Raw genomic sequence first — 22,794 nt, 5'->3', positions numbered from 1 at the left:
GGGCCTCCCGTCCCCCACGGCGCCCAACAGCGCCGTGCCTATGGGCGGTTGGTGATCCGGCCGCCCCCCTGTGCACAAAGGACCCATATAGTGCGTAGACCCCACATACGCAGACTGGCGATAGCCGTCGCGGCCACAGCGGCCGCAGGCGTCACGGCAGGCGTGGCAGGTACCGCCGCCGCTTCCGTCACCCGGGATCCCGCTCCCGCCTCCTCCCCCTCCCACTCCTCGACCGTCGCCGCGGCCCGCGCCGCCGCGTACGCCCACGCCTCGGCCACCGGCGTCGGCAAGAAGGACAAGCTCGAAGCCACCGACGTGATGGTCGACCCGGACGGCACCCAGCACGTCCGCTTCGTCCGCACCCACCGCGGGCTGCCGGTGCTCGGCGGCGACCTCGTCATCCATCTGGACGCGAAGTCGGCCTACCAGGACGTCACCCGCTCCTCCCACCGCCAGGTCGAGGTCACCTCCACCAGCCCGAAGCTGTCGGCCGGGCAGGCCGCGGCGAAGGCGGCCGACGCCGCGCAGGGCCAGGCCGGCGACCCCGAACTCGTCGTCGACGCCCGCGCGAACCGTCCGGCCCTGGCCTACCAGGTGCAGGTCACCGACAGCCGCGCCGACGAGGCCGGGGGCGAGCGGACCGTCGTCGTCGACGCCGCCACCGGTTCGGTGCTCAGCAACATCTCGGCGAACGACTCGTTCCTGTCGCCCGCCGTGCAGAAGAAGCTCCGCAAGCGGGGCGAGCGGCTCAGCCCGGTCACCGGGACGGCAGCCGCCGCCCCGACCACCAAGAGCGGGGCCACGGCGGCCAACGGCACCGGCGCCTCCCTCTTCGTCGGCACCGTGCCGCTGTCCACCACCAAGACCGGGAAGTCCTTCACGCTCAAGGACTCCACCCGCGGCAACACCGAAACCCGCGACGCGGGCGGCAAGGAGCTGGGGAAGTTCGCCCAGGGCAAGGCGTTCACCTCCGCCACCAACCGCTGGGGCAACGGCACCACCGCCAACCGCACCACCGCCGCCGTCGATGCCCAGTACGGCATCACCAGCACCCTGGACTTCTACAAGAAGACCTTCGGGCGCAAGGGCATCAAGAACGACGGCCGCGGCGCGCACGCCCTGGTCCACTTCGGCAACAAGGTCGCCAACGCCTTCTGGTCGTCGGACTGCGGCTGCATGCTCTACGGCGACGGTGACGGCAAGACCTTCACCAAGCCGCTGGTCGTCCTGGACGTCACCGGCCACGAGCTGACCCACGGCGTGGTGGACGCGACCGCGGCCCTCCAGCCCACCCGCGTCGACGAGGAGGGCAACCAGTACGGCGAGCCGGGCGCGCTCAACGAGTCGCTGGCGGACATCTTCGGCAGCTCGGTCGAGTTCTCCGCCAACAACCCGAAGAACCCGCCCAATTACCTGATGGGCGAGAAGCTCGGCCTCCAGCAGAAGTTCCTGCGCCGGCTCGACAAGCCGTCGCTGGACAAGCTGGAGGGCACCGTCGACTACTGGTCGCCGGCGGCGTACGACACCGAGGTGCACGCCGGTTCCGGCATCTCGTCGCACGCCTACTACCTGCTCGCCGAGGGCAGCGGCAAGAAGGTCATCGGCGGCGTCCACTACGACTCCCCGACCTTCGACGGCTCCACGGTGACCGGCATCGGCCGGAAGAAGGCGCAGGCGATCTACTACCGGGCGCTGACCCGGTACATGGTCTCCACGACCGACTTCCACGACGCCCGGACCGCCACCCTCAAGGCCGCCAAGGACCTCTACGGGGCCACGAGCACCGAGTACAAGACGGTCGACAAGTCCTGGGCCGCCGTGAACGTCACGGCCGCCAACGCGCCTGCCGCCCAGCGCTGATCCAGCCACGTCCGCCGTGGTGCGCCCGCCCGAGCGGGGGCACCACGGCGGACCCGCGACGCCGCCGCCCTCACCGCCGCGCCCTGCCGGCATCCCCGCCCGGTCCGCTGACCAGCTACCGGGTCAGCGCGACGCGCGAGAGCAGTACGGCGCCCCAGAGCACCAGCGCCGCACCCAGCGCTTCGGGCACCAGCCACCAGGCCGTCCGGACGCGCTCGTCGAAGAGGGTGACGCCCAGGGACAGGCTGACCAGCGCGTCCCCGAGGGTCAGCACGGGCTGAGAGGCGGCCTGGCGTACGCGCCGCGCGCCGCTGGAGCACCGTGGCCAGCGGATTGCTGCCCGCGGCGAGCAGCGCGCACAGCACGGCCGGCCACATGGCGGGCGGACTCAGTGCGCCTGCGCGGTCGGCCGCACCAGGATCTCGTTGATGGCCACATGCGGCGGCTGAGTGATCATGAAGGTGAGGGACCGGGCGATGTCCTCCGCCCGCAGCCAGCTCTTCTGCGGCATCCCGAACGCCGACTCCCCGCCGACCGTCATCTCCGTCGTCGTCAGCCCCGGCTCGACCAGTCCGACCCGTACGCCCCGCTCGGTCACCTCCTGGCGCAGGGAATCGCTGAACGAGCACACCGCATGTTTGGTGGCCGAATAGACGCCGTTGTTCTTACGGGCCAGCCGGCCGGCGACCGAGCTGACGGTCACCAGATCGGCGACGCCGCGCGGGCCGTCCTGCGCCGCGCGCAGCAGATGCGGCAGCGCGGCGCGGGACAGATGCAGCACGGCCCGGAGATTGAGATCGACCATGCGGTCCCAGTCGTCGGGGTCGCTCTCCTCCACCGGGGCGCGCGCTCCGTACCCGGCGTTGTTCACCACCACGTCCAGCCGGCCGAAATGGCGGACCGCGTCCTCGACCACCTGACGCGCCCGCCCGGGGACGGCGAGGTCGGCGGTGAGCGGCAGGACCGCTCCCCCCTGCGAGCCGAGCAGCTCGCACAGCTCCGTCAGCCGGTCGGTACGGCGCGCCACCAGTGCCAGGGAACACCCCAGCCGGGCGAGCGACAGCACGGTCGCCTCGCCGATCCCGCTGGACGCACCGGTCACCAGCGCAACGCTGCCCGCCAGCGGTGTGCCGTCACCCTCGGGGGCCGGGGCGGGGTGGGACTCGTTGGGAATCATGGCGTACGTATACCGCCCGGGGCGGGGCGGCATACCTGACCGAATGGGGTCATACGCTTTGGGGCGCGTCCGGGGGAGGAGAACCGGCCGCGCGGGTGCCGGGCGGCCGGTCAGTCCAGGCCGAGCGACTTGCACGCCGCGGCGACGTCCTTGGTGCAGAGCCAGTCGACGGGGACGACGCCGTCGCGGATCACGGTGTCCTTCAGTTCGTCCTTGGTGACGATCTGCGCCTTGAAGAGCTTGGCCGGGATTCCGGTCTTGCTCTTGCTGTCGGCGGTCGTCGAAGTGAAGGACGCGATGCTCTTGCCCCGCAGAAGCCGGAAGGCGATCTCCGCGGCGGTCTCGGCCTCCGGCCTGACCTGCTTGTAAATCGTGAACGACTGCGTGCCGTTCACCAGGCGCCGCAGCGCGGGGAGTTCGGCGTCCTGACCACCGAGGGGAATGTCCTTCATACCGGCCGACTGCAGTGCCGCCGCGGCGCCGTCGGCCATGCCGTCATTGGCCGAGTAAACGGCGTCAAAACCCGCCGTACCACGGTCCTTGATGACCGTCTTCAGATCCTTCTCGGCTTCCGCCGCGGACCACTCGGGAACGTCGGTCTCATAGACGATCTTATGGACCTTGTGGTCGAGGACGTCATGCGCGCCCTTCTTGAAAGAAGGGGCATTCGGATCGGTCGGCGAACCGTTCAGCATGACGACATCGGCGTTCGCCGCCTGCGAACCCAGGGCGTCGAGGATTCCCTTCCCCTGGAGCTGGCCGATCTTTTCGTTGTCGTACGACACATAGGCCGCGACATCGCCCTCGGCGAGCCGGTCGTACGCGATGACCTTGACGCCCTTCTTCGCGGCCTCGTCCACCCAGCTCTTGGCGGCCTGCGCGTCGACCGGGTCCAGAATGATGACCTTGACGCCCTTCTTCACCAGCGCCTGGAACTGTCTCTTCTGGACGTCCACTTGGGCGCCGGCGTTGCGGTACTCCACCGTGCACTGGAGACAGAGCGTCGAAATCCGGCTCTCGATGATCCGGTGATCGAATGCCTCGTAGCGCGCCGCCTTGTTCTCCGGCAGGAGCAACCCCACGGACTCCTGATGGGCGCCTGTGTCGTCATTGCCGTTTCCACAGGCCGCCAACGGCGCGGCAAGCGAGATTGCCATTGCGCCGGTGATGATACGACGCAGTGCTGCATTCATTTGGGGTACCTCCGCAAGGGGCCGCCCTGACCGGCCCGGAACGGCTGAAAGTGAACGTCACGACCACCCGGATCGTCAAGAAACGAAGCAGGAACGATATGAAAGCGAGCCGTGCGTTGAGAATCCGAAGTCGGGTTACCGACACACTGGACAATCGCGAATAATTCGCCGGTCGCGGGCAAATGACTTCAATCGGTCCACCCCGGCGGAGTCGGGGTGCCCCGGTTCCAAGATGCGATCTCGGCGTGCTGGGCGTCCGATGGATGAAGAGGTGTCGCCCCCACCGCACCCATACCCTTCGTCCCGCACCTCTGGAGGCGCAAGCGGTCATGCAACACGGCACGGACAAGACGGGCCCCGCCCGGGACGACGTCATGAAGAAGGAACTGCGCGCGGAGATGACCAGGGACCGTTCGCTGCGCACCGTCGAGGAGCGCGAGCTCCAGCCGGCCGGAGAGGATCAGCCCGAGGCGGTGCAGGCACCCGGTGCCTCGTTCCGCGGCGGCACCCCGCACGGGATGTCCCCGGAGGACGTCGCCGTACGCTCCGAACTCGCCCAGCACCTCGGCCGCAGCATGTATCCCGTCGACCGGCTCACCGTCGTCGAACGGCTGGTACGCGACAACGCACCGGATCGCCTGATCGCACTGGCCAAGCGCCTGCCGGAGGGGGAACGGTACGGCAACGTCCAGAGCATCGCCCAGTCCCTCGGCCTCGGCACGGAGGATCTCCGCGATTGACCCGTCCGGTACCGGACTCCTGCTCCAACTCGGATTGTTCGGTGGGGTGTTGCGGCGCGGCGTCGCGTCCGACTTCGGGCGGCTCCGGCCTACCGACCACCCGACCCTCCGCGTACGCATCGGGCGCGCGCAAAACACCCGCCGACGCGTGCAAAACACCCGCTGAACGGCGTCAGATATGCGCTTTCCATGCCACCGACATGGTATGAGGGAGGCGTCTCACGGCGTATTCGGGCGCTCTTACGATATGCCCGTCCTGCGCCGGGAGTTGTCACCGGAACCGTAATGGGCGGCCAGGAGAGGGAGCGTCGATGACGCAAATCGAGCGGGAGTTGCGCGGCGCGGCGGCGCAGAAAGACCGCTCCGTTCTCGGCCGGGTGGTGCTGCGCTGGATCACCACCACCGACCACAAGGTCATCGGCAACATGTACATGGTGACCGCGTTTGCCTTCTTTTTGCTGGCGGGTGCGCTGGCCATGGTGATGCGGGCGGAACTGATGCGGCCCGGACTCCAGATCGTGTCGAACGAACAGTACAATCAGCTGTTCACCGTGCATGGCACCATCATGATGCTGCTGTTTGCGACGCCGATGTTCGCGGGTTTCGCCAATGCGGTGATGCCGCTCCAGATCGGTTCCCCGGACGTGGCCTTTCCGCGTTTGAATGCCTTCACGTACTGGGTTTTCCTCCTCGGCGGCATCATGGTGGTGTCCGGATTCGTCATCCCGGGCGGCGCCGCGTCCTTCGGCTGGTTTGCCTACGCGCCTCTCAACGGACCGGTGTTCTCGCCCGGCAAGGGCGCGGACCTCTGGACGATGGGGCTGGTGGTGGCCGGTCTGAGCACGATCCTGGGGGCGGTGAACTTCATTACGACGATCGTGTGTCTCCGCGCCCCCGGCATGACGATGTTCCGGATGCCGATCTTCACCTGGAACATTCTTTTCACCTCCGTTCTCGCGCTGCTGGCCTTTCCGGTGCTGACCGCCGCGCTGCTCGCCCTGGAGGCGGACCGTAAATTCGGTGCGCATGTCTTTGACGCCGCCAACGGGGGCGCCCTGTTGTGGCAGCATTTGTTCTGGTTCTTCGGGCATCCGGAGGTCTATATCGTCGCGCTGCCGTTCTTCGGTGTCGTCACCGAAATCATTCCGGTGTTCAGTAGAAAACCCGTCTTCGGGTATGTCGGCATGGTCGGCGCCACCATCGCCATCACCATGCTGTCCGCCTCGGTCTGGGCGCACCACATGTTCGCGACCGGTGCCGTGCTGCTGCCCTTCTTCTCCGTGATGTCGTTCTTCATCGCGGTGCCGACCGGGGTGAAGTTCTTCAACTGGATCGGGACCATGTGGGGCGGCAGTCTCTCCTTCGAAACGCCCATGCTGTGGAGTATCGGGTTTCTGGTGACGTTTCTGCTAGGCGGACTGAGCGGGGTGCTCATCGCCTCGCCGCCGCTGGATTTCCAGGTCACCGACAGCTATTTCATCGTCGCTCATCTGCATTACGTGCTCTTCGGCACGGTCGCCTTCGCCATGTTCGGCGGATTCTATTTCTGGTGGCCTAAATGGACCGGAAAAATGCTCGATGAGCGACTGGGCAAGATCCATTTCTGGACGCTGTTCGTCGGCTTCCAGGGCACCTTCCTGGTGCAGCACTGGCTGGGCGAGATGGGCATGCCCCGGCGCTACGCGAACTATCTGAGCGCGGACGGCTTCACCACCCTCAACACCATCTCCTCGGTCAGCGCCTTTCTTCTGGGCTCCTCGACGCTGCCGTTCCTGTTCAACGTATGGCGCACCCGCCGCTACGCCCCCCGCGTGGAAAGGGACGACCCCTGGGGCTTCGGCAGGTCTCTCGAATGGGCCACCTCCTGCCCGCCCCCGCGCCACAACTTTCATACGCTGCCCCGTGTGCGGTCCGATTCCCCCGCCTTCGATCTGCACCACCCCGAGGTCGCGCTGGAGGCCGCCGGGCCGGCACCGGTCGGCGGGGCGGGTACGGACGGCGCGGCCACCCCCGACACCCTGAGCGAGTGAGCCCGTGAAAATCGAAGCGTTTCTTTTCGGCGGTGTCGCGCTCTTCTTCGCGGTGACCGCCGTCGGTTACGGCTGGTGGTCGGACCGGGAACCGGCGGGAACGACCGCATTGACCGTCGCCTTCATCATGTCGACGCTGGTGACGTTCTTTCTCTTCATCCAGTACCGCCGACGCGGCACCCGTCCCGAAGATCACAAGGACTCGGAGGTGTACCAGCGCTCCGGCCCCCTGGACTTCTTCCCGCCGCGCAGTATCTATCCGTCCCTGACCGCCGTGGGTTTCGCGATTGCCGCGCTCGGGGTGATTTATGGGGTGTGGGTCTTTCTGATCGGCATCGGTCTGCTGGCCGCGGGGGTCTTCGGGTTTGTCTTCCAGTTCCAGGAGCGCAGCGGCTGAGGCTCCTGTCCGTCTCAGTCACGCGGTGGTGCGTTCAACGCGGCGATGTCCTCCCGCTGTTCCTCGGTGACCGGCATCTCCACCTGGTCGCCGTAGAACCAGTGGCTCAGCGCGCCGCGCAGCCGCCCGTACCGGGTCAGCCCCTTCGGACCCGCCGGGGTGATCTCCAACGGCGCCGGGTCCGAGCGTGCGAGCAGGGTGAACCGTTCCTTCCGGGCCAGCGCCTGGTGTCCCTCGGTCAGGTCCCCGTAGGCCGACTGGCTCACCAGCCCCGATTCATCGCCCTCGACCAGCCGCTCCCGCTCGCGATGCTGCAACGCGAGGCAGATCCGCTTGGTGAGCACGAACGCCAGCGGCGGTCCGACCACGACCGCTACCCGGAACACCCAGGTCAAGGCGCTCACCGACAATTCGAAGCCGAACGCGATGAGATCGTTGCCGCCGGCCAGCAGAAGGACGGCGTAGAAGACGATGCCGGCCACCCCGAAAGCGGTACGGGTATGCCGTTCCCGCGGCCGGTCGCACAGATGGTGTTCCCCCCGGTCGCCGGTCACCCATCTCTCGAAGAACGGATAGAGGTACAGGACCAGGAAGAACACACCCGGCAGGACGACGGCGGGCAGGAACACATTCCACATGACGGTGTGGCCCCAGAGACGGGTTTCCCAAGGCGGCATCAGGCGCAGGGCGCCCTCGAGGAACCCCACGTACCAGTCGGGCTGGGCATCGGTGGATACCTGATCCGCGCGGAACGGGCCGTAATTCCAGATCGGGTTGATCTGGGCCACCGCGCCGAGGACGGCCATACACCCGAAGAGGATGAGGAAGAGTCCGGTGGACTTGGTGAGCCACTGAGGAACCATCGGCTGCCCCACGGCATTTCGGTTCGTCCGCCGCGGGCCGCGCCACTGCGTGTGTTTGAGGTAGACGACAAGGATGAGATGGGCGGTGACCATCGCGATGAGAATGCCGGGCACCAGCAGGATGTGCACCGTGTAGAGGCGCGGGATGATGGCCCTCCCCGGGAATTCGCCGCCGAAGGCGAAGAAGGACAGATAGCTTCCGACGAGGGGGATGGAGCCCATGATGGTGTCGGCGGTACGCAGACCGGTGCCGGAGAGCAGGTCGTCGGGCAGCGAGTAGCCGCAGAAGCCCTCCAGCAGCGCCAGCAGAAAGAGCGTCACTCCGATCATCCAGTTGCCTTCGCGGGGGCGGCGGAAGGCGCCGGTGAAGAAGATGCGCAGCATATGGACGCCGATGGACGAGACGAAGGTCAGGGCGGCCCAGTGGTGGATCTGCCGGATCAGCAGCCCGCCCCGCACATCGAAGCTCAGTCTCAGTGTGGAGGCGTAGGCCTGGGTCATACGGGTGCCGTACAGCGGGCCGTAGGAGCCGTGATAGGCGCTCTCCGCCATCACCGGATCGAAGAACAGCGTCAGAAAGATGCCCGTGAGGACGAGCACAATGAGGCTGTACAGGGCCAGTTCCCCGAGTAGGAAAGACCAGTGGTCCGGGAATGCCTTGCGCAACAGTTTTCCCGCCTCGGCCGCCGGGAGCCGTTCGTCGAGGCGACGAAATCCGCGTTCCGCCGCCCGCCGCGCCGCGCGCTCCGGACAGTCTCTACGCTTGCGGAAAGGCATGCACTGTGCTCCCTCGTCCTGTACGGCAGTCGCAGTTCGGCGGTGTCATCTCCTGGCCGGATAGTGATGCCGGGCCCAGGCCGGAAGCGCGAACCAGCACACGACGAACCACACCATCAGTCCCGCGACGATCCAGATCGCGGCGCCGTTGTTCAGGGCGAGGCGCACGATGAGCAGCAGCGCACAGGCCACGGTCGCCAACAGCAGTACGACGCCGACGACGGTGAGCCGCGAGGCCCAGATGACCGTCTGCGGCTTGATATGGCGTCCGGCGACGAACCGGTGGAAGGTCACCGGCCCGATGAGGGCTCCCGTTGTGGCGGCGCCGAGAAGGGTGGTCACCACATAAATGGCTTTGTCGGTGGCGGTGAGCGTGGCGAATCTCGGGGTGAACACCACGGTGAGGAGAAATCCGAAGAGAATCTGCACGCCGGTCTGGGTGACCCGGACCTCTTGGAGGAGTTCGCTCCATCGCCGGTCCGCCCGCTCCTCCTCGGATTCATGGCGTCCGTATGCCGACCCTTGCCCGTGCGGTTCCATGCGACTTCCCCAGCGCCGGTTCAGCCGTCGACCGTGACCTCGAACTGCTCCGGGTAGGCCCCCTCGGCGGTGACGGTGAAGGTGGCGGTGCCGGCCGCATCACCCGCCACGAGTGGCGGGGTCTGCGCATATCCCTGGGCATCGGTGCGTACGGTCACCGTGGGTTCGTCACCCTCGAAAAGCACCTGCTGACTCATGGCGTCCCAGACGAAGGTCACCGGCTCGCCGGCCACCGGATCTGCGGTTCCGCGGCTGATCAGCCGGGCTTTGAGGGGATGGGCGAAGGTCTGATGGTGACCGGCATGCTGCCCCGTCCCTCCGGCCGGCTGAATGACCAGCGTCCGCTCCGAGCCCGCTTTCGCGCTCATACAGCCTCCTGATGAATGGTGGTGACGGGTGGCGAGCCGGCCAGAATTCTTTCCGGCGGTTCAGCGATGCGGTGATTCCGGCGGTTTCGGCTATTCCGGCGATGGTAAGCAGCGCACGGGGCAGTCCTCGGGTATGACCGCCCCGTTTCCGGGGAGTTCCTGCGGTGGGGTGACAAAGTCGGCGTCGCCGGCGTCCCCGGGTTTCCGCCGCGCCCCGCGTTCGTGTGCCGCGGCCCGGTCAACGGCGTAACGTCGGCACTGTTCCAGGAGAATTGTTCTGATTTCCCCACGGCAGCTGTGTGAAGGTACGAGATGAGCGACGGGGCCGGCTCCGATCCCGTGGACCGGGCGCTGCTCCAGGTGATGATGCAGTCCGAGGCCTCCGCCTGCGGGCTGTATCTGCTGGCGGCCGATGAGCCGGTGCTCCAGCTGACCGTCATGAGCGGGATGCCGTTGCGGATGCTGGAGCCCTGGCGCCGGGTGGCGCTGGCCGCCCCGATCCCGGTGGCCGTCGCGATGCGCCGGAAGGACCTGGTGTGGGCGGCCGACCATCAGCAGCTGGCCCGTGACTTTCCCCGTACGTCGGTGGCCGTGCCCTACGAATTCGCGCTCGCCGCCGCGCCGATCGACGACGGGGCCGGATGCCTGGGTTCCTTGCTGCTGCTGTGGCCGGCCGGCCACGCACCGCAGCTGTCGCCGGCCGAACGCGAGGCGGTGGAGAACGGCTGCCGCCGCCTGGCATCCGTCCTGCGCACCAGCCCCCTGGCCGGCGGCTCCGCGGCGCCGGCCGGTGCGCCGCGGGTGCTGTCACCGCCCCCGGTACGCACCGTCGATCCGCAGGAGGCGCTGGCGGCTGTCGATTTCGTCGAACGGCTGCCCGGCGGCGGCTGCGCGCTGGACCTGGAGGGCCGCGTCACCATGGTCACCTCCGGCGCGGCGGAACTGCTCGGCACGCGGGTGGAGGACCTGGTCGGATCGCGTCCCTGGGAGGTCCTGCCGTGGCTGCGCGACCCGGTCTTCGAGGACCGCTACCGCTCCGCGGTGATCAGCCGCCGGACGATGTCCTTCGTCGCACACCGGCCGCCGGACCGGTGGCTGACCTTCCGCCTGTACCCGGACGGCCGGGGCCTGAGCGTGTGGATCCTCCCCTCGGACGGGGAGCACGGCCCGGCGGCTACCCCCGCGGAGGACGAGGCGGTCCCCGTACAGGCCGGGCAGATCTACCACGTACTGCATCTGGCGGCGGCGCTCACCGAGGCGGTGGGGGCGCGCGATGTCGTCGATCTCGTGGCCGACCAGATCGTGCCGGCCTTCGGCGCTCAGGGCATGCTGATGTATGCGGCGGAGGCGGGGCGGCTGCGCACCATCGGCCACCGGGGATACCCCGCGCAGGCCGTCGCGGCCTTCGAGGGCGTCGCCCTGAGCGCCGCCCACAGCCCCGCCGTCCACGCCCTGGCCACCGGGGAGCCCAGCTTCTACTCCTCCCCCGAGGAGATAGAACGCGACTACCCCGGGCTGCCGCGGCTGACGGGCAAGGCGGCCCGGGCCGTCCTGCCGCTGATCGTCTCCGGCCGCCCGGTCGGCTGCTGCATCCTCGCCTTCACCCGCCCCCGCACCTTCAGCCCGGAAGAGCGCCAGGTCCTGACCTCGCTGGCGGGGCTGATCGCGCAGGCGCTGGACCGCGCCCGTCTGTACGACACCAAGCAGCAGCTCGCGCACGATCTCCAGGCCGGTCTGCTGCCGCACCGGCTCCCGACGGTGCCGGGGCTCGCCGTCGCCGCGCGGTATCTGCCGTCGACCCGTGGGATGGACATCGGCGGCGACTTCTACGATCTGATCCGCCTGGACGAGGGCACCGTCGCCGCGGTCATCGGGGACGTCCAGGGCCACAATGCGGCTGCCGCGGCCCTCATGGGGCAGGCTCGTACGGCCGTCCATGCGCATGCGTCCGCCGGCGCCCCGCCCGGTGAGGTGCTGGCCCGGACGAACCGGCTGCTGACCGATCTGGACCCGGATCTGTTCACCAGCTGTCTGTACGTCCATATCGATGTCCGCACCCACCGCGCCTGCGTGGCCAGCGCCGGCCATCCGCCCCCTTTGCTGCGCCTCGCCGATCGGCCCACGACGGTGGTGGACGTCCCTCCGGGCCTGCTGCTGGGCATCGATCCGCAGGCGCGTTATCTGGCCACGGAGATCGCGCTGCCCCCGGAATCCGTACTGGCCCTCTACACCGACGGCCTCGTCGAAACCCCCGGTGTCGATCTGGAACGCTCCGTCGCCCAGCTCGCCGAACGCCTCGACGCCGCGCCGCGGCTGGGCCCCGACCGGCTCGCCGACACCCTGCTGGAGAGCCGCCATGCGGACGCGGACCGTCAGGACGATGTGGCGCTGATGGTGCTGTCGGCGGAGCGGGTCGGGCCGAAGGGGGCCTGCCGGGCCGGCCGTGCCTGAGGCCACCGCCGGTCCCCGTCACGCCACCGCATCCGCCCCGCCCCCGGAGGTCTCCCGCCCGGATGTCTCCCGCCCGGCCGCGTCGCGGTGGATCGGGCTCCGCGAGCCCGTGAGCGGCAGGCCCGTGCCGCCCTGGCGGGCCGCGACGATCTCGGCGGCGATGGACAGTGCGGTCTCCTCGGGCGTACGGGCGCCGAGGTCGAGGCCGATCGGTGAGCGCAGCCGGGCCAGCTCCTGTTCGGTGACGCCGGCCTCGCGCAGTCTGCGGTTGCGGTCCTCGTGGGTACGGCGGGAGCCCATGGCACCGACGAAGGCGACCGGCAGGCGCAGCGCCGCCTCCAGCAGGGGTATGTCGAACTTGGCGTCGTGGGTCAGGACGCACAGGACCGTGCGCGGGTCGGTCTCGGTGCGCTGGAGGTAGCGGTGCGGCCAGTCGACGACGATGTCGTCGGCTTCGGGGAAGCGGGCGCGGGTGGCGAAGACGGGGCGGGCGTCGCAGACGGTGACGTGGTAGCCGAGGAATTTGCCGGTGCGTACCAGTGCCGCGGCGAAGTCGATCGCACCGAAGACGATCATGCGGGGCGGCGGCACCCTCGACTCGACGAACAGCGTCAGATCGGCCTCGCAGTGCGCACCGCTCGCCGCGATGTCGACGGAGCCCGTACGACCCGCGTGCAGCAGGGCGCGGGCCTCCGCCAGCGCCGTGCGGTCCAGCTCCGGATCCCCGCCGAGGCCGCCTTCGTACGAGCCGTCGGGGCGGATGAGCAGCGGCCTGCCGAGGAGTCCGGCGGGGCCCTGGATCACGCGGGCCAGGGCCGCCGCCTCGCCTCGGGCGGCGGCCCCCAGCGCCGCGGCGAACACGGCGGCGTCGGGGGCGTCCGCGCGCACCGGCGTGACCAGCACCTCGATCACTCCGCCGCAGGTCAGGCCCACCGCGAAGGCGTCCTCGGCGCTGTAGCCGAAGCGTTCTCGCACGGTGGCGCCGTCCTTGAGCGCCTGGGCGCACAGGTCGTAGACGGCCGCTTCCACGCAGCCGCCGGAGACCGAGCCGATGGCCGTGCCGCCGCTGTCTACGGCCAGGGCGGCGCCGGGGCTGCGCGGGGCGCTGCCGCCGACGGCCACGACGGTGGCCACGGCGAAGTCCCGGCCCTGCTCCAGCCAGCGGTGCAGCTCATCGGCGATGTCCAGCATCCCGTTCTCCCACGGTTGCTCTTCCCGCTTCCGCCAGGATGACGCGGTCGGGCCGGATCGGCAGGTCCCGGTGGCGTACACCGGTCGCATGCCAGACGGCGTTGGCCACGGCCGCCGCGGCTCCCACGATGCCGATCTCGCCGATGCCCTTGATGCCGACGGGATCGTCGTCGTCCGGATCGTCCACCCAGTCCGCCTCGATGAGCGGGACATCGGCGTTCGCGGCGAAGTGATAGCCGGCGAGGTCGGGGCCGACGTGGGCGCCCGACGTCTGGTCGCGGATCGCCTCTTCGTGCAGCGCCATGGAAAGACCCCAGGTCATACCGCCGATGAGCTGGCTGCGGGCGGTCAGTGGGTTGACGATCGTGCCCGCGGCGAAGATGCCGAGCATCCGCCGAACCCGGACCTCCCCGGTGGCGACGTCCACCGCGACCTCGGCGAACTGCGCCCCGAACGAATGCCGCTCCTGCTGGGCGAGCGCGCCGACGGCCTCGGTGGTGTCCGACCGGACCGTGATGCCCTGGGGCGGGATGGTGCCGCCCAGGGCCAGCTGTTCGCGCAGCCCGCGGGCCGCGAGCGAGACCGCCCAGGCCCAGGAGCGGGTGCCCATCGAGCCGCCGGCGACCATCGCCGGGCCGAAGTCGCTGTCCGCGATCTTCATCCGGATACGGTCCGGTGCGACCCCCAGCGCGTCCGCGGCGACCAGTGCCAGCGCCGTCCGCGCCCCGGTGCCCACGTCCGCGGCGGTGATCCGTACGGTGAAGGTGCCGTCCGGCTCGGCCGTGGCGGCCGCCGTGGACGGGGCGACTCCCGAGGAGTAGGTGGCCGCGGCCGTACCGGTGCCGAGCAGCCAGCGCCCGTCGCGACGGAGGCGGGGGCGCGGATCCCGGTCCGCCCAGCCGAATCTGCGGGCGCCCTCCTGGAAGCAGGCGAGCACATTGCGGCTGCTGAACGGCAGCCCCGAGACGGGCCCCACTCGCGGTTCGTTGCGGGCGCGCAGCGCGATCGGATCCACGCCGGCCTTCTCGGCGAGTTCGTCCAGCGCGGACTCCAGCGCGAACGAGCCCGGGGCCTCCCCCGGTGCCCGCATCCACGTCGGCGTCGGCACATCGAGCGCCACCACGCGATGGACGGTGTGATGCGCATCGGCGTCGTACATCACGCGCGCCATGGCAGCGCTCGTCTCGACGAATTCATGCACGGTCGAGGTGAGGTTGAGCGCCTGGTGGTCGAGGGCCCGCAGCCGCCCATCGGCATCGGCGCCGAGCCTGATCCGCTGCGCGGTGGGACTGCGGTAGCCGACGAGCGAGAACATCTGACGGCGCGTCAGCACGACGCGTACCGGGCGCTGCAACACGGTCGCGGCCATCACGGCGGAGACCTGGTGCGCACGCACGCCCTTGGACCCGAAAGCGCCGCCGACGTGCTCGGAGCGCACCCGTACCGACGCCGGGTCCAGCGAGAACAGGCTCGCCAGCTCCTGCGCCACCCACATGCTGCCCTGGTTGGAGTCGACGACCTCAAGGCGGCCGCCTTCCCAGCGCGCGGTGGCCGCATGCGGCTCCATCGAGCTGTGATGCTCCTCGGGCGTGGTGTACTCCGCGTCCACGACGACGGCGGAGGCGGCGAGTCCGGCCTCGAGATCGCCCTGCTCCGTCGCCAGGCCGGGAGGGTTCTCCGGCGTGTACGCACCGGGGCACCCGGCGAAGAACGCGACGTCGTGCGGGTCCTCGTCGTAGTGGACCACCAGCGCCTCGGCGGCCTCCCGGGCCTGTTCGGAGGTCTCGGCGACCACCAGCGCCACCGGCCAGCCGACGCTCGGCACGCGGTCGTGCTGGAAGACCGCGAGGGTCGGGTCGGGCTTCCCCAGCATTCCCACGTAGTCGGCGTCGACGCGCGGGGCGTTCCCGTGGTGCAGCACGGCGAGGACGCCGGGCATCTCCTGTACGGGGGCGGCGTCCACGGAGCGGATTCGGCCGCGGGCGATGGTGGACAACACCAGCCAGCCGTGGGCGAGTTCGGCGTAGGGGATCTCGCCGGCGTAGCGGGCCGCGCCGGTGACCTTCGCCAGGCCCTCCACTCGGGTGCGCGCCGTGCCGACGGCCCCGGTGACCGCGGTGGATTCGGTCGTCAGCGTGGTCATCGCGGGGTCCCCTCGGTCGTGTCGGGCAGGTCGGCCAGCTCGCTCAGCACGGCGACGGCGAGGTTGCGGATCAGCGTCACCTTGTAGGCGTTGCCGGGCAGCGCCTCGGCGGCAGTCAGTTCGGCGTCCGCGGCGGCGGCGAACGCCTCGGCGCTCGCCGGTCCCCCGGTCAGCATCCGCTCCGCCTCCCGGGCCCGCCACGGCCGGGAAGCCACCGCCCCGAAGGCGAGGCGGACGTCGCGCACCACTCCGTCGTGGACGTCGAGGGCGGCGGCGACCGAGCCGAGGGCGAAGGCGTACGAGGCGCGCTCGCGCACCTTGCGGTAACGGGACATGGCGGCGGCCGGAGCCGGGGGCAGGGTGAGGCCGGTGATCAGCGCGCCCGGCGGCAGTGCGGTCTCGAGGTGCGGGGTGTCGCCGACGGGCAGGTAGAACTCCGCGAGCGGCAACTCGCCCGCACCGTCGGCCGTTTCGTAGGTGACGACGGCATCGAAGGCGGCCAGCGCCACCGCCATGTCGGAGGGGTGCACGGCCACGCAGTGGCCGGAGGCGCCGAGGATCGCGTGGTTGTGGTGCTCGCCCGCGATCGCGGGGCAACCGCTCCCGGGAACACGCTTGTTGCACGGCTTGCTCATATCCGTGAAGTAGCCGCACCGCGTGCGCTGGAGGAGATTCCCGCCGACCGTGGCCATATTGCGCAGCTGGCCCGACGCACCGGCCAGGACGGCCTGCGCCAACGCCGGGTAACGGCGCCGCACTTCGGGGTGCGCGGCGAGATCGCTGTTGGTGACGGTGGCCCCGATGCGCAGCCCGCCGTCCTCGGTCGTCTCAATGCGGTCGAGGGGAAGCTCCCGTATGTCGATGAGCAGCCCGGGCCGCTCCACGCCCGCCTTCATCAGGTCGACGAGATTGGTGCCGCCGCCGAGATACCGCGCCTCGGGCTCGGCGCCGAGCAGGGCGACCGCCCCGGGGACGTCGGACGCCCGCTGGTAGCCGAACTCCCTCATGCCGCCTCCTCCGCATCTGCATCGGCGTCGGCATCGACATCCGCGGCCTCGGCCTCGGCCTCTGCCGCCCGCGCGACCGCCTGCACGATCGCCACATATGCGCCGCAGCGGCACAGATTGCCGCTCATGCGCTCCCGGATCTCCTCCGCGCTCAGCGGCGGCGCTCCCGCCTCGGGCCGTACATCGCCGGTGACGGCGCTGGGCCAGCCCGCGGCGTGCTCCTCTATCACCGCGATGGCCGAGCAGATCTGCCCCGGAGTGCAGTAGCCGCACTGATAGCCGTCGAGATCGAGAAACGCCTGCTGCACCGGATGCAGCCGCTCGCCGTCCGCCACCCCCTCGATGGTGGTGATCTCCCGCCCCTCGGCGGCCACCGCGAGCTGAAGACAGGAGACCGCTCGGCGCCCGTCGAGCAGGACGGTGCAGGCGCCGCACTGGCCGTGATCGCAGCCCTTCTTGGTGCCCGTCAGATCGAGCCGTTCGCGGAGCGCGTCGAGCAGGGTGGTCCGGTGGTCGACGGGCAGCGTGTGCTTCTCGCCGTTGATGTTGAGGGTGATGGCGCCGGCCGTCGATGGGGCCATGATCAGCCTTCTTTCGCGTGTATCGCGTGTACCCAGCCGCGTCCGTCACGCCGGAGCGGGTGGAGATGAAAGCCGGTCGCCGTGGCCACCTCCCCCGTCCACACCGGCCGCATCTGCCGCTATGGTGGACCCAAGCGGACAACTGTCCGCTAGCTTCAAAATTACCGGACAGTTGTCCGGTTAGCAAGGCCGGCCCGGCAGCGGTTTCCGGAAGCCGGAAGGAGGACGAGTGCAGCCGAAAAAGGACGCACCACTGCGCTCGGACGCGCAACGCAATCGCGAGCGCATCCTGGAAGTCGCACTCGAAGAGCTGACCCGCTCCGCCGACGCCCCACTGAGCGCGATCGCCAAGAAGGCGGGCGTCGGACAGGGGACCTTCTACCGCAACTTCCCCAACCGCGAGTCCCTCGTCCTGGAGGTCTACCGCCACGAGGTCCAGCAGGTCTCCGCCAGCGCCGCCCAGCTCCTCGCGCACCGCGCCCCCGATCAGGCGCTGCGCGCCTGGATGGACCGCCTCGCCCAGTACGCCATGGCCAAGGCCGGGCTCGCGGACGCGATGCGCAAGGCCGCCAGTACGCAGGGCAGCCTGGCCGGTCTCGCACGCGGCTCGCTGACCTCGGCTCTCGCCCTCCTGCTGGCCGCGAACGAGGAAGCGGGCACCATCCGCCCCGGGGTGACCCCCGACGACTTCCTGCTCGCCATCGCCGGCCTCTGGCAGATCGATCCCCATACCGATTGGCACTCCCGCGCCAACCGCCTCCTCGACCTCGTCATGGACGGCCTGCGCGCGGGCGCCCCCGGGGCATAGGCGAGAGGACCCGACGCAGGCCAAGCCGGCCGCCCCCGGCGGGCCGAGCCGCTCCTAACGGCGAGGCTTGCCGCGCTTACCGCCCTTGGGGCCGCCGGACCCCCTCCGCGCACCCCGTGCGGACGGCTTCCCGGCCGCCGGCTTTCGCCGCGCACCGTCCTTCGCGGGCTGCTTCCGCTGGGGCTCTGCCGAAGCGGACGGGGCGGCCTGGCGACGGCCGCGTGTGCTGTTGACGGTCCGCCCCCGGACGATGCCGATGAAGTCGTCCACCAGATCGGTGGTCTCGTCCTCCCGCCACGACAGCGCAACCCGTGACTCGGGCGTGGCCGTGACCGGGCGGTACGTGAGGTCCCTGCGGTGGTACAGGCGCGCGAGAGACTGCGGGACGACGAGGAGCCCCACACCCGCCGCCACCAGCTCGATGGCGTCCTCCGTGGTGGCGGGCCGCTCGAACGCCGGCCGTCCCGGCGGCCGCTCCCAGTCGAGGGTGTCGTCGAGGGGGTGCAGCACGATGTCGTCGGCCAGATCCTCGGCGGTCACCTCGTCGACCGCGGCCACGAGGTGGTCCTTCGGGACCACGACCACCGTCGTCTCGGTGTAGAGCGGGATCGCGCTGAGGTCCGTCCGGTCGACCGGCAGCCGCAGCAGACCCGCGTCCGCGCCACCGTCCCGCAGGACGTCGGCCGCCTCGGCGGCGGGTACCTGGAGGAGGGTCAGCGGGACGTCCGGCAGGCGTTCGTTCCAGATCCGCACCCACTTGGCGGGCGTCACTCCCGGGACGTAAGCGAGCCGGAACGACGGGGATGCTTCGGAGCCTGTCACTCCGCCAGGCTACCGGTTGTGGTCACAGGCGAGGTCACGGGCCGTGGGCGCCGACCGTGGTCAAAGACCGTGCATGCGCTCGATACCCTTGACACCATGAAGTCGCACCAGAGCACCCAGACGATGAAGCCCGCCACCGCGGCCAAGAAGCTGGGTGTGTACCTCGAGGCCACCCCCGCCGAGTTCCAGGAGGGCGTGGTCTCCCGCGCCGAGCTGAACGCGCTCCAGGCGGAGCCGCCCGAGTGGCTGCGCGAGCTGCGGCTCAACGGCCCGCACCCCCGGCCGGTGGTCGCGGCGAAGCTGGGCGTCTCCATCTCCGGTCTTGCCCGCGGCGGGATCACCGAGGCTCTGACCACGGAGCAGATCGAGGCGCTGAAGGCGGAAAGCCCCGAGTGGCTCCAGAAGGAGCGCGCCACGCAGGCCGAGGTCCGCAAGGAAGGGGCGCGCATCAAGGAGAAGAAGCGGGAGCAGGCGGAGCAGGAGAAGAACGCGGGCCGAGGCTGATCACCGGCCCCGCGTCACCGGCCCCGCCCTCGACGGTGCCGCTCCCGGCACCGTTCTCGCTCTCGTCGGCGGCGGCACCGGGAGCCCCCCTCCCGCGCCGCCCCTCCGAAGAGCCCGCCGGGCGTCCTACGACGCCGTGCCGGAGCCGGTGCAGGATTCCATGACGTCCGGGTGCCTGGGCAGCAGCCCCGACGTCTTCCAGAGTGTGGTCATCAAGGCGTTGTCCCACGATCCGTTCCGGAACGCCTTCTGCAGGGTGTCGTCGATGAAGTTGCACATCCCCGTGTCGCCCTTGCGGTAGCCCACTCCGTAACCGGCCTCGTCGATCGGTTCCCCGACAACTTCCAGCTCCCGAGGGTCCTGTGCGGCATATCCGAGCAGGATGGCGCCGTCGGTGGAGACGGCATCCACCGAGCCGCCCCTCAGTTGCGCAACGCATTGGCCGTACGTCGCGAGCTGGACGGGAGTGGCTTGGTAGGAGTTTTTGATGGCGCGGACCGAGGTCGAGCCCTTGGCCGCGCAGACTTTCTTGCCCTTGACGTCTTTCGCGCCGGAGATGCCACGGTCCTTGCGCACCAACAGCTGCTGGCCGGTGACGAAGTAGGGACCCGCCTGTCCCACAACCGCACGGCGCGCGTTGTTCATCGTGTAAGAGGCGACCACCAAGTCGACTTTCCCGGACTCCAGAAACTTCTCCCGGTTCTGCGACGTGGTCTGGACCCATTGGATCTTGTTCGGCTGGATTCCCAGTCCCCCGGCCACGATCTTTGCGATCTCGATATCGAAACCGCTCGGTTCGTGTGAACCGGCCTTCTTGTAGCCCATCCCCGGCTGGTCGAACTTCACGCCGATCCTGATGCGACCGGACGCCCGCAGCTTGTCCATCGACGAACCGCTGGCGAAACTCGCAGCGGTGTTGACGTCGGAAGGCTGCGCTGACTGGGTGTCAGAGCAGCCCGCAACGGCGAGGGCGCATACGGCAATTGTCGCAGCAATGCACGGGCGTCTGAGGCTCATGGATTCTCCGGAGAGGGGTGAGGTCGATATGTGTGCGTTGAGGGGGCGGCCGACCGCGCTGTCCGGGCACGGCGGTGACGGCATCCGTCCGTAGCACCCGACGATGCAGGCACGGGCGCCCTGCGCAGCGGCCGGCGGGCAGATCCGCGGGGCGCGATGCGCTGCTTACCGGGCATCGGGTCGGTACTGCTAGGGGCGATGATGCGCGGGGCATCCGCGGCGGGAAGCAGCCCGCCGAATACACCGGTTATCGCGTTTGCCAGAGCGGGCCCGGAGACTTTGACCGAAAGGCTCGATGGAGTCGGCGCCGGCCGACTGTTCGACCTGCCCAAGGAGCGATAGCCGACGGCCACTCCTGACGACAAGATCCTTCTCCGCCAACACGGGATTCAGGGTCACCGATACGGCGGTCATCGATTTACTCCGTCCTGTCTCGAATGGGCAGACAATAATGAACGGCGCGTATTGCTGTCATTACATTTGAGCGGAATTTGAGGGTAGCCAGAGGAGTTGATGGCCGAAATTGCCCTTCCGATGGGTGATATCGGGGGTCTAGATGGGGCGTCGCCCCAAGGGGCGATGGTCGGCCGATGCGCACCCCGACCCTGCCTAGACATGCTAGGTTTTAACCTAGAGGCTCTAGGTAGAGAAGTCGGAGGTGGCGATGGCACGCGCAGGGCTCACCGCAGCCAAGCTGACCGAGGCGGCCGCGGAGTTGGCGGACGAGGTCGGGCTCGACAAGGTCACGGTGTCCGCGCTCGCGCGGCGCTTCGGGGTCAAGGACGCCAGCCTGTACTCGCATGTGAAGAATCTGCGGGACCTGCGCGTACGGGTCGCCCTCCTGGCTTCCCGGGAGATGACGGACCGTATCGGGGCGGCGGTGGCGGGCCGGGCGGGCAAGGAGGCGCTCGTCGCCTTCGCCGACGCCTATCGGGGGTACGCCCTCGCGCACCCCGGCCGCTACACCGCGACCCAGATGCGGTTCGCCCCGGAGGAGATCGCCGACTCCGAGGGGCTCCGCCGCAGCGTCGAGCTGACCTACGGCATGCTGCGCGGCTACGGCCTCACCGAGCCCGACCTGACCGACGCCGGCCGCCTGCTGCGCAGCACCTTCCACGGCTATATCCACCTGGAGCTCAGCGGCGGTTTCGGACACCCCCGCGCCGTACAGGAGTCCTGGTCGCGTGCGCTCGACGCGCTCCACGTCCTCCTGGAGAACTGGCCGTCCCGACACGATGGGAGCACCACCCGATGAACCAGCCCACCACCGGCACCCTCAAGGTGCCCGGCGCGACCCTGCACTACGAGCGGCGCGGCAGCGGACCGGTCCTGCTGCTGATACCGGGCGGCGCCGCGGACGCCGGACTGTACGCGGGCATGGCGGACGACCTCGCCGCCCGGTACACCGTCGTCTCCTTCGACCCGCGCGGCCTGTCCCGTAGCCCGCTCGACGGCCCGCTCACCGACCAGCGGGTGGAGGTGTGGAGCGACGACGCACACCGGCTGCTCCAAGCGCTCTCACCCGACGAGGACGCCTACGTCTACGGCAGCAGCTCCGGCGCCATCGTCGCGGTCGACCTGCTGGCCCGGCATCCGGAGCGGCTGCGCCGGGTGGTCGTCCACGAGCCGCCGCTGCTGGAGCTCCTGGACGATCCGGCGCCGCACCGGGCGCTCTTCGCCGAGGTGCGGGACGTCTTCCGGACGGACGGGGCCGGTGCGGCGATGGCCCGTTTCAGCCAGGCGCTGGGGGGACGGCCGACGGAGCGGACCACCGAACTGCCGCCGGAGATCCAGGAGATGGCCCCACGGATGCACGCCAACCTCCCGGTGTTCCTGGGGCACATGCTGTGCCCCTTCTCCTCGACCGTCCCGGACCTCGTCGCTCTGCGACGCGTCGCAGACCGGCTGATACCGGCGGCGGGGCGGGACTCTCGCGGTCAGGTGCCGCTGTACGGACCGGTCGTTCGACTGGCGGAACTGCTGGGCAGGGAGGTCCTGGAATTCCCGGGCGGGCATCTGGGATGCACCGAGCACCCGAAGGAGTTCGGCAAGCAGTTGCTGGCGGCGCTCGACTGACACCTTGCGCAGCGGGCCCCGCACCGGTGCGCCCGACCGCCATCCGCCCGTCCGGGCGTCCGCGCCGCCGCCCGTTCGCCCATCAGTCCCGCCATCCACCCGTCCGCCGTCCTGCGCCCCGTGGAGACCGGGGTCGGGCCGGGGCATATGCCCCTGCGGCCGCGCAGCGTTCACTCCGACGGGGCATCGGCGGGTACCGGCCGCCGGTACCCGCATGCGGGATCCCGAGATGCCTGCTCTCCAGATGCC

20 protein-coding genes and 1 pseudogene are annotated in these 22,794 nt (G+C 69.8%); 9 read left to right on the top strand and 12 right to left on the bottom strand.

The features are described 5' to 3' along the window. Positions 1–90: 90 nt before the first annotated feature. Entirely contained in the window at positions 91–1,860 is a 1,770-nt protein-coding gene (locus B1H19_RS35805) for a M4 family metallopeptidase (protein ID WP_083109025.1), read from the top strand. 115 nt (positions 1,861–1,975) lie between these two features. Here the strand turns inward: B1H19_RS35805 and B1H19_RS38995 are convergent. The 3 genes and pseudogenes from B1H19_RS38995 to B1H19_RS35795 all read right to left on the bottom strand — a co-directional run. Next, positions 1,976–2,146: pseudogene (locus B1H19_RS38995) on the bottom strand (DMT family transporter); the annotation flags it as partial. Between the two features lie 102 nt (positions 2,147–2,248). Continuing rightward, positions 2,249–3,037, bottom strand: a complete 789-nt coding sequence (locus tag B1H19_RS35800) for an SDR family oxidoreductase (protein WP_083109024.1) — start codon at positions 3,035–3,037, stop codon at positions 2,249–2,251. Between the two features lie 110 nt (positions 3,038–3,147). Next, entirely contained in the window at positions 3,148–4,230 is a 1,083-nt protein-coding gene (locus B1H19_RS35795; RefSeq protein ID WP_083109023.1) for a sugar ABC transporter substrate-binding protein, read from the bottom strand. A 329-nt stretch (positions 4,231–4,559) separates the two neighbouring features. On the opposite strand from B1H19_RS35795, the gene B1H19_RS35790 reads away from it, so the two are divergent. The 3 genes from B1H19_RS35790 (at position 4,560) to ctaF (ending at position 7,397) form a co-directional block, all read left to right on the top strand. Continuing rightward, positions 4,560–4,970, top strand: a complete 411-nt coding sequence (locus tag B1H19_RS35790; RefSeq protein WP_083109022.1) for a DUF2795 domain-containing protein — start codon at positions 4,560–4,562, stop codon at positions 4,968–4,970. 311 nt (positions 4,971–5,281) lie between these two features. After that, entirely contained in the window at positions 5,282–7,000 is a 1,719-nt protein-coding gene (gene ctaD, locus B1H19_RS35785) for an aa3-type cytochrome oxidase subunit I (RefSeq protein ID WP_083109021.1), read from the top strand. A gap of 4 nt (positions 7,001–7,004) precedes the next feature. Then, the gene (gene ctaF, locus B1H19_RS35780; protein ID WP_083109020.1) at positions 7,005–7,397 is read left to right on the top strand and encodes an aa3-type cytochrome oxidase subunit IV; all 393 of its coding nucleotides are present in this window, start codon (positions 7,005–7,007) and stop codon (positions 7,395–7,397) included. A gap of 14 nt (positions 7,398–7,411) precedes the next feature. Here ctaF and qcrB read toward each other — a convergent pair whose 3' ends face one another. Genes qcrB through B1H19_RS35765 form a run of 3 tightly spaced genes read right to left on the bottom strand, consistent with a single transcriptional unit; the run spans position 7,412 to position 9,945 of the window. Then, the gene (qcrB, locus tag B1H19_RS35775; protein ID WP_083109019.1) at positions 7,412–9,037 is read right to left on the bottom strand and encodes a cytochrome bc1 complex cytochrome b subunit; all 1,626 of its coding nucleotides are present in this window, start codon (positions 9,035–9,037) and stop codon (positions 7,412–7,414) included. Between the two features lie 45 nt (positions 9,038–9,082). Then, positions 9,083–9,577, bottom strand: a complete 495-nt coding sequence (locus B1H19_RS35770; protein WP_083109018.1) for a DUF6328 family protein — start codon at positions 9,575–9,577, stop codon at positions 9,083–9,085. 20 nt (positions 9,578–9,597) lie between these two features. Beyond that, on the bottom strand, positions 9,598–9,945 hold the full coding sequence (locus B1H19_RS35765) for an Ig domain-containing protein (protein ID WP_083109017.1): 348 nt from the start codon (positions 9,943–9,945) through the stop codon (positions 9,598–9,600). A gap of 312 nt (positions 9,946–10,257) precedes the next feature. Between B1H19_RS35765 and B1H19_RS35760 the strand changes: the two genes are divergently transcribed. Then, the gene (locus B1H19_RS35760) at positions 10,258–12,396 is read left to right on the top strand and encodes a SpoIIE family protein phosphatase (protein ID WP_083109016.1); all 2,139 of its coding nucleotides are present in this window, start codon (positions 10,258–10,260) and stop codon (positions 12,394–12,396) included. A gap of 18 nt (positions 12,397–12,414) precedes the next feature. Here B1H19_RS35760 and B1H19_RS35755 read toward each other — a convergent pair whose 3' ends face one another. The 4 genes from B1H19_RS35755 to B1H19_RS35740 are packed head-to-tail and all read right to left on the bottom strand — an operon-like array spanning position 12,415 to position 17,318. Beyond that, entirely contained in the window at positions 12,415–13,587 is a 1,173-nt protein-coding gene (locus tag B1H19_RS35755; protein WP_083109015.1) for an XdhC family protein, read from the bottom strand. Then, on the bottom strand, positions 13,568–15,730 hold the full coding sequence (locus B1H19_RS35750; RefSeq protein WP_083109014.1) for a xanthine dehydrogenase family protein molybdopterin-binding subunit: 2,163 nt from the start codon (positions 15,728–15,730) through the stop codon (positions 13,568–13,570). Before B1H19_RS35750 ends, B1H19_RS35755 begins: the two co-directional genes overlap by 20 nt. After that, a complete protein-coding gene (locus tag B1H19_RS35745) occupies positions 15,727–16,737 on the bottom strand; it encodes an FAD binding domain-containing protein (protein WP_083109013.1) in 1,011 nt (336 codons plus the stop codon). Before B1H19_RS35745 ends, B1H19_RS35750 begins: the two co-directional genes overlap by 4 nt. Next, on the bottom strand, positions 16,734–17,318 hold the full coding sequence (locus B1H19_RS35740; RefSeq protein WP_083109012.1) for a (2Fe-2S)-binding protein: 585 nt from the start codon (positions 17,316–17,318) through the stop codon (positions 16,734–16,736). Before B1H19_RS35740 ends, B1H19_RS35745 begins: the two co-directional genes overlap by 4 nt. Before the next feature lie 229 nt (positions 17,319–17,547). Between B1H19_RS35740 and B1H19_RS35735 the strand changes: the two genes are divergently transcribed. Next, positions 17,548–18,126 carry a TetR/AcrR family transcriptional regulator gene (locus tag B1H19_RS35735; protein WP_083109011.1) on the top strand — a complete coding sequence of 193 codons (579 nt, stop codon included), beginning with the start codon at positions 17,548–17,550 and terminating at the stop codon, positions 18,124–18,126. 54 nt (positions 18,127–18,180) lie between these two features. Here B1H19_RS35735 and B1H19_RS35730 read toward each other — a convergent pair whose 3' ends face one another. Next, entirely contained in the window at positions 18,181–18,948 is a 768-nt protein-coding gene (locus B1H19_RS35730; RefSeq protein WP_083109010.1) for a LysR family substrate-binding domain-containing protein, read from the bottom strand. 96 nt (positions 18,949–19,044) lie between these two features. Between B1H19_RS35730 and B1H19_RS35725 the strand changes: the two genes are divergently transcribed. Further along, the gene (locus B1H19_RS35725) at positions 19,045–19,452 is read left to right on the top strand and encodes a DUF5997 family protein (RefSeq protein WP_083109009.1); all 408 of its coding nucleotides are present in this window, start codon (positions 19,045–19,047) and stop codon (positions 19,450–19,452) included. Positions 19,453–19,578: 126 nt separating this feature from the next. On the opposite strand, the gene B1H19_RS35720 is transcribed toward B1H19_RS35725, so the two are convergent. Beyond that, a complete protein-coding gene (locus B1H19_RS35720; RefSeq protein WP_159028221.1) occupies positions 19,579–20,469 on the bottom strand; it encodes a glutamate ABC transporter substrate-binding protein in 891 nt (296 codons plus the stop codon). A gap of 664 nt (positions 20,470–21,133) precedes the next feature. Between B1H19_RS35720 and B1H19_RS35715 the strand changes: the two genes are divergently transcribed. Both B1H19_RS35715 and B1H19_RS35710 read left to right on the top strand, forming a co-directional pair. Next, on the top strand, positions 21,134–21,724 hold the full coding sequence (locus tag B1H19_RS35715; RefSeq protein WP_083109007.1) for a TetR/AcrR family transcriptional regulator: 591 nt from the start codon (positions 21,134–21,136) through the stop codon (positions 21,722–21,724). Continuing rightward, the gene (locus tag B1H19_RS35710; RefSeq protein ID WP_083109006.1) at positions 21,721–22,545 is read left to right on the top strand and encodes an alpha/beta fold hydrolase; all 825 of its coding nucleotides are present in this window, start codon (positions 21,721–21,723) and stop codon (positions 22,543–22,545) included. The genes B1H19_RS35715 and B1H19_RS35710 overlap by 4 nt, the downstream gene beginning before the upstream one ends. The last annotated feature ends 249 nt before the right edge of the window (positions 22,546–22,794 follow it).

The organism is Streptomyces gilvosporeus (assembly GCF_002082195.1).
Lineage (GTDB): Bacteria > Actinomycetota > Actinomycetes > Streptomycetales > Streptomycetaceae > Streptomyces > Streptomyces gilvosporeus.
This window is presented reverse-complemented; position numbering and strand designations above follow the sequence as displayed.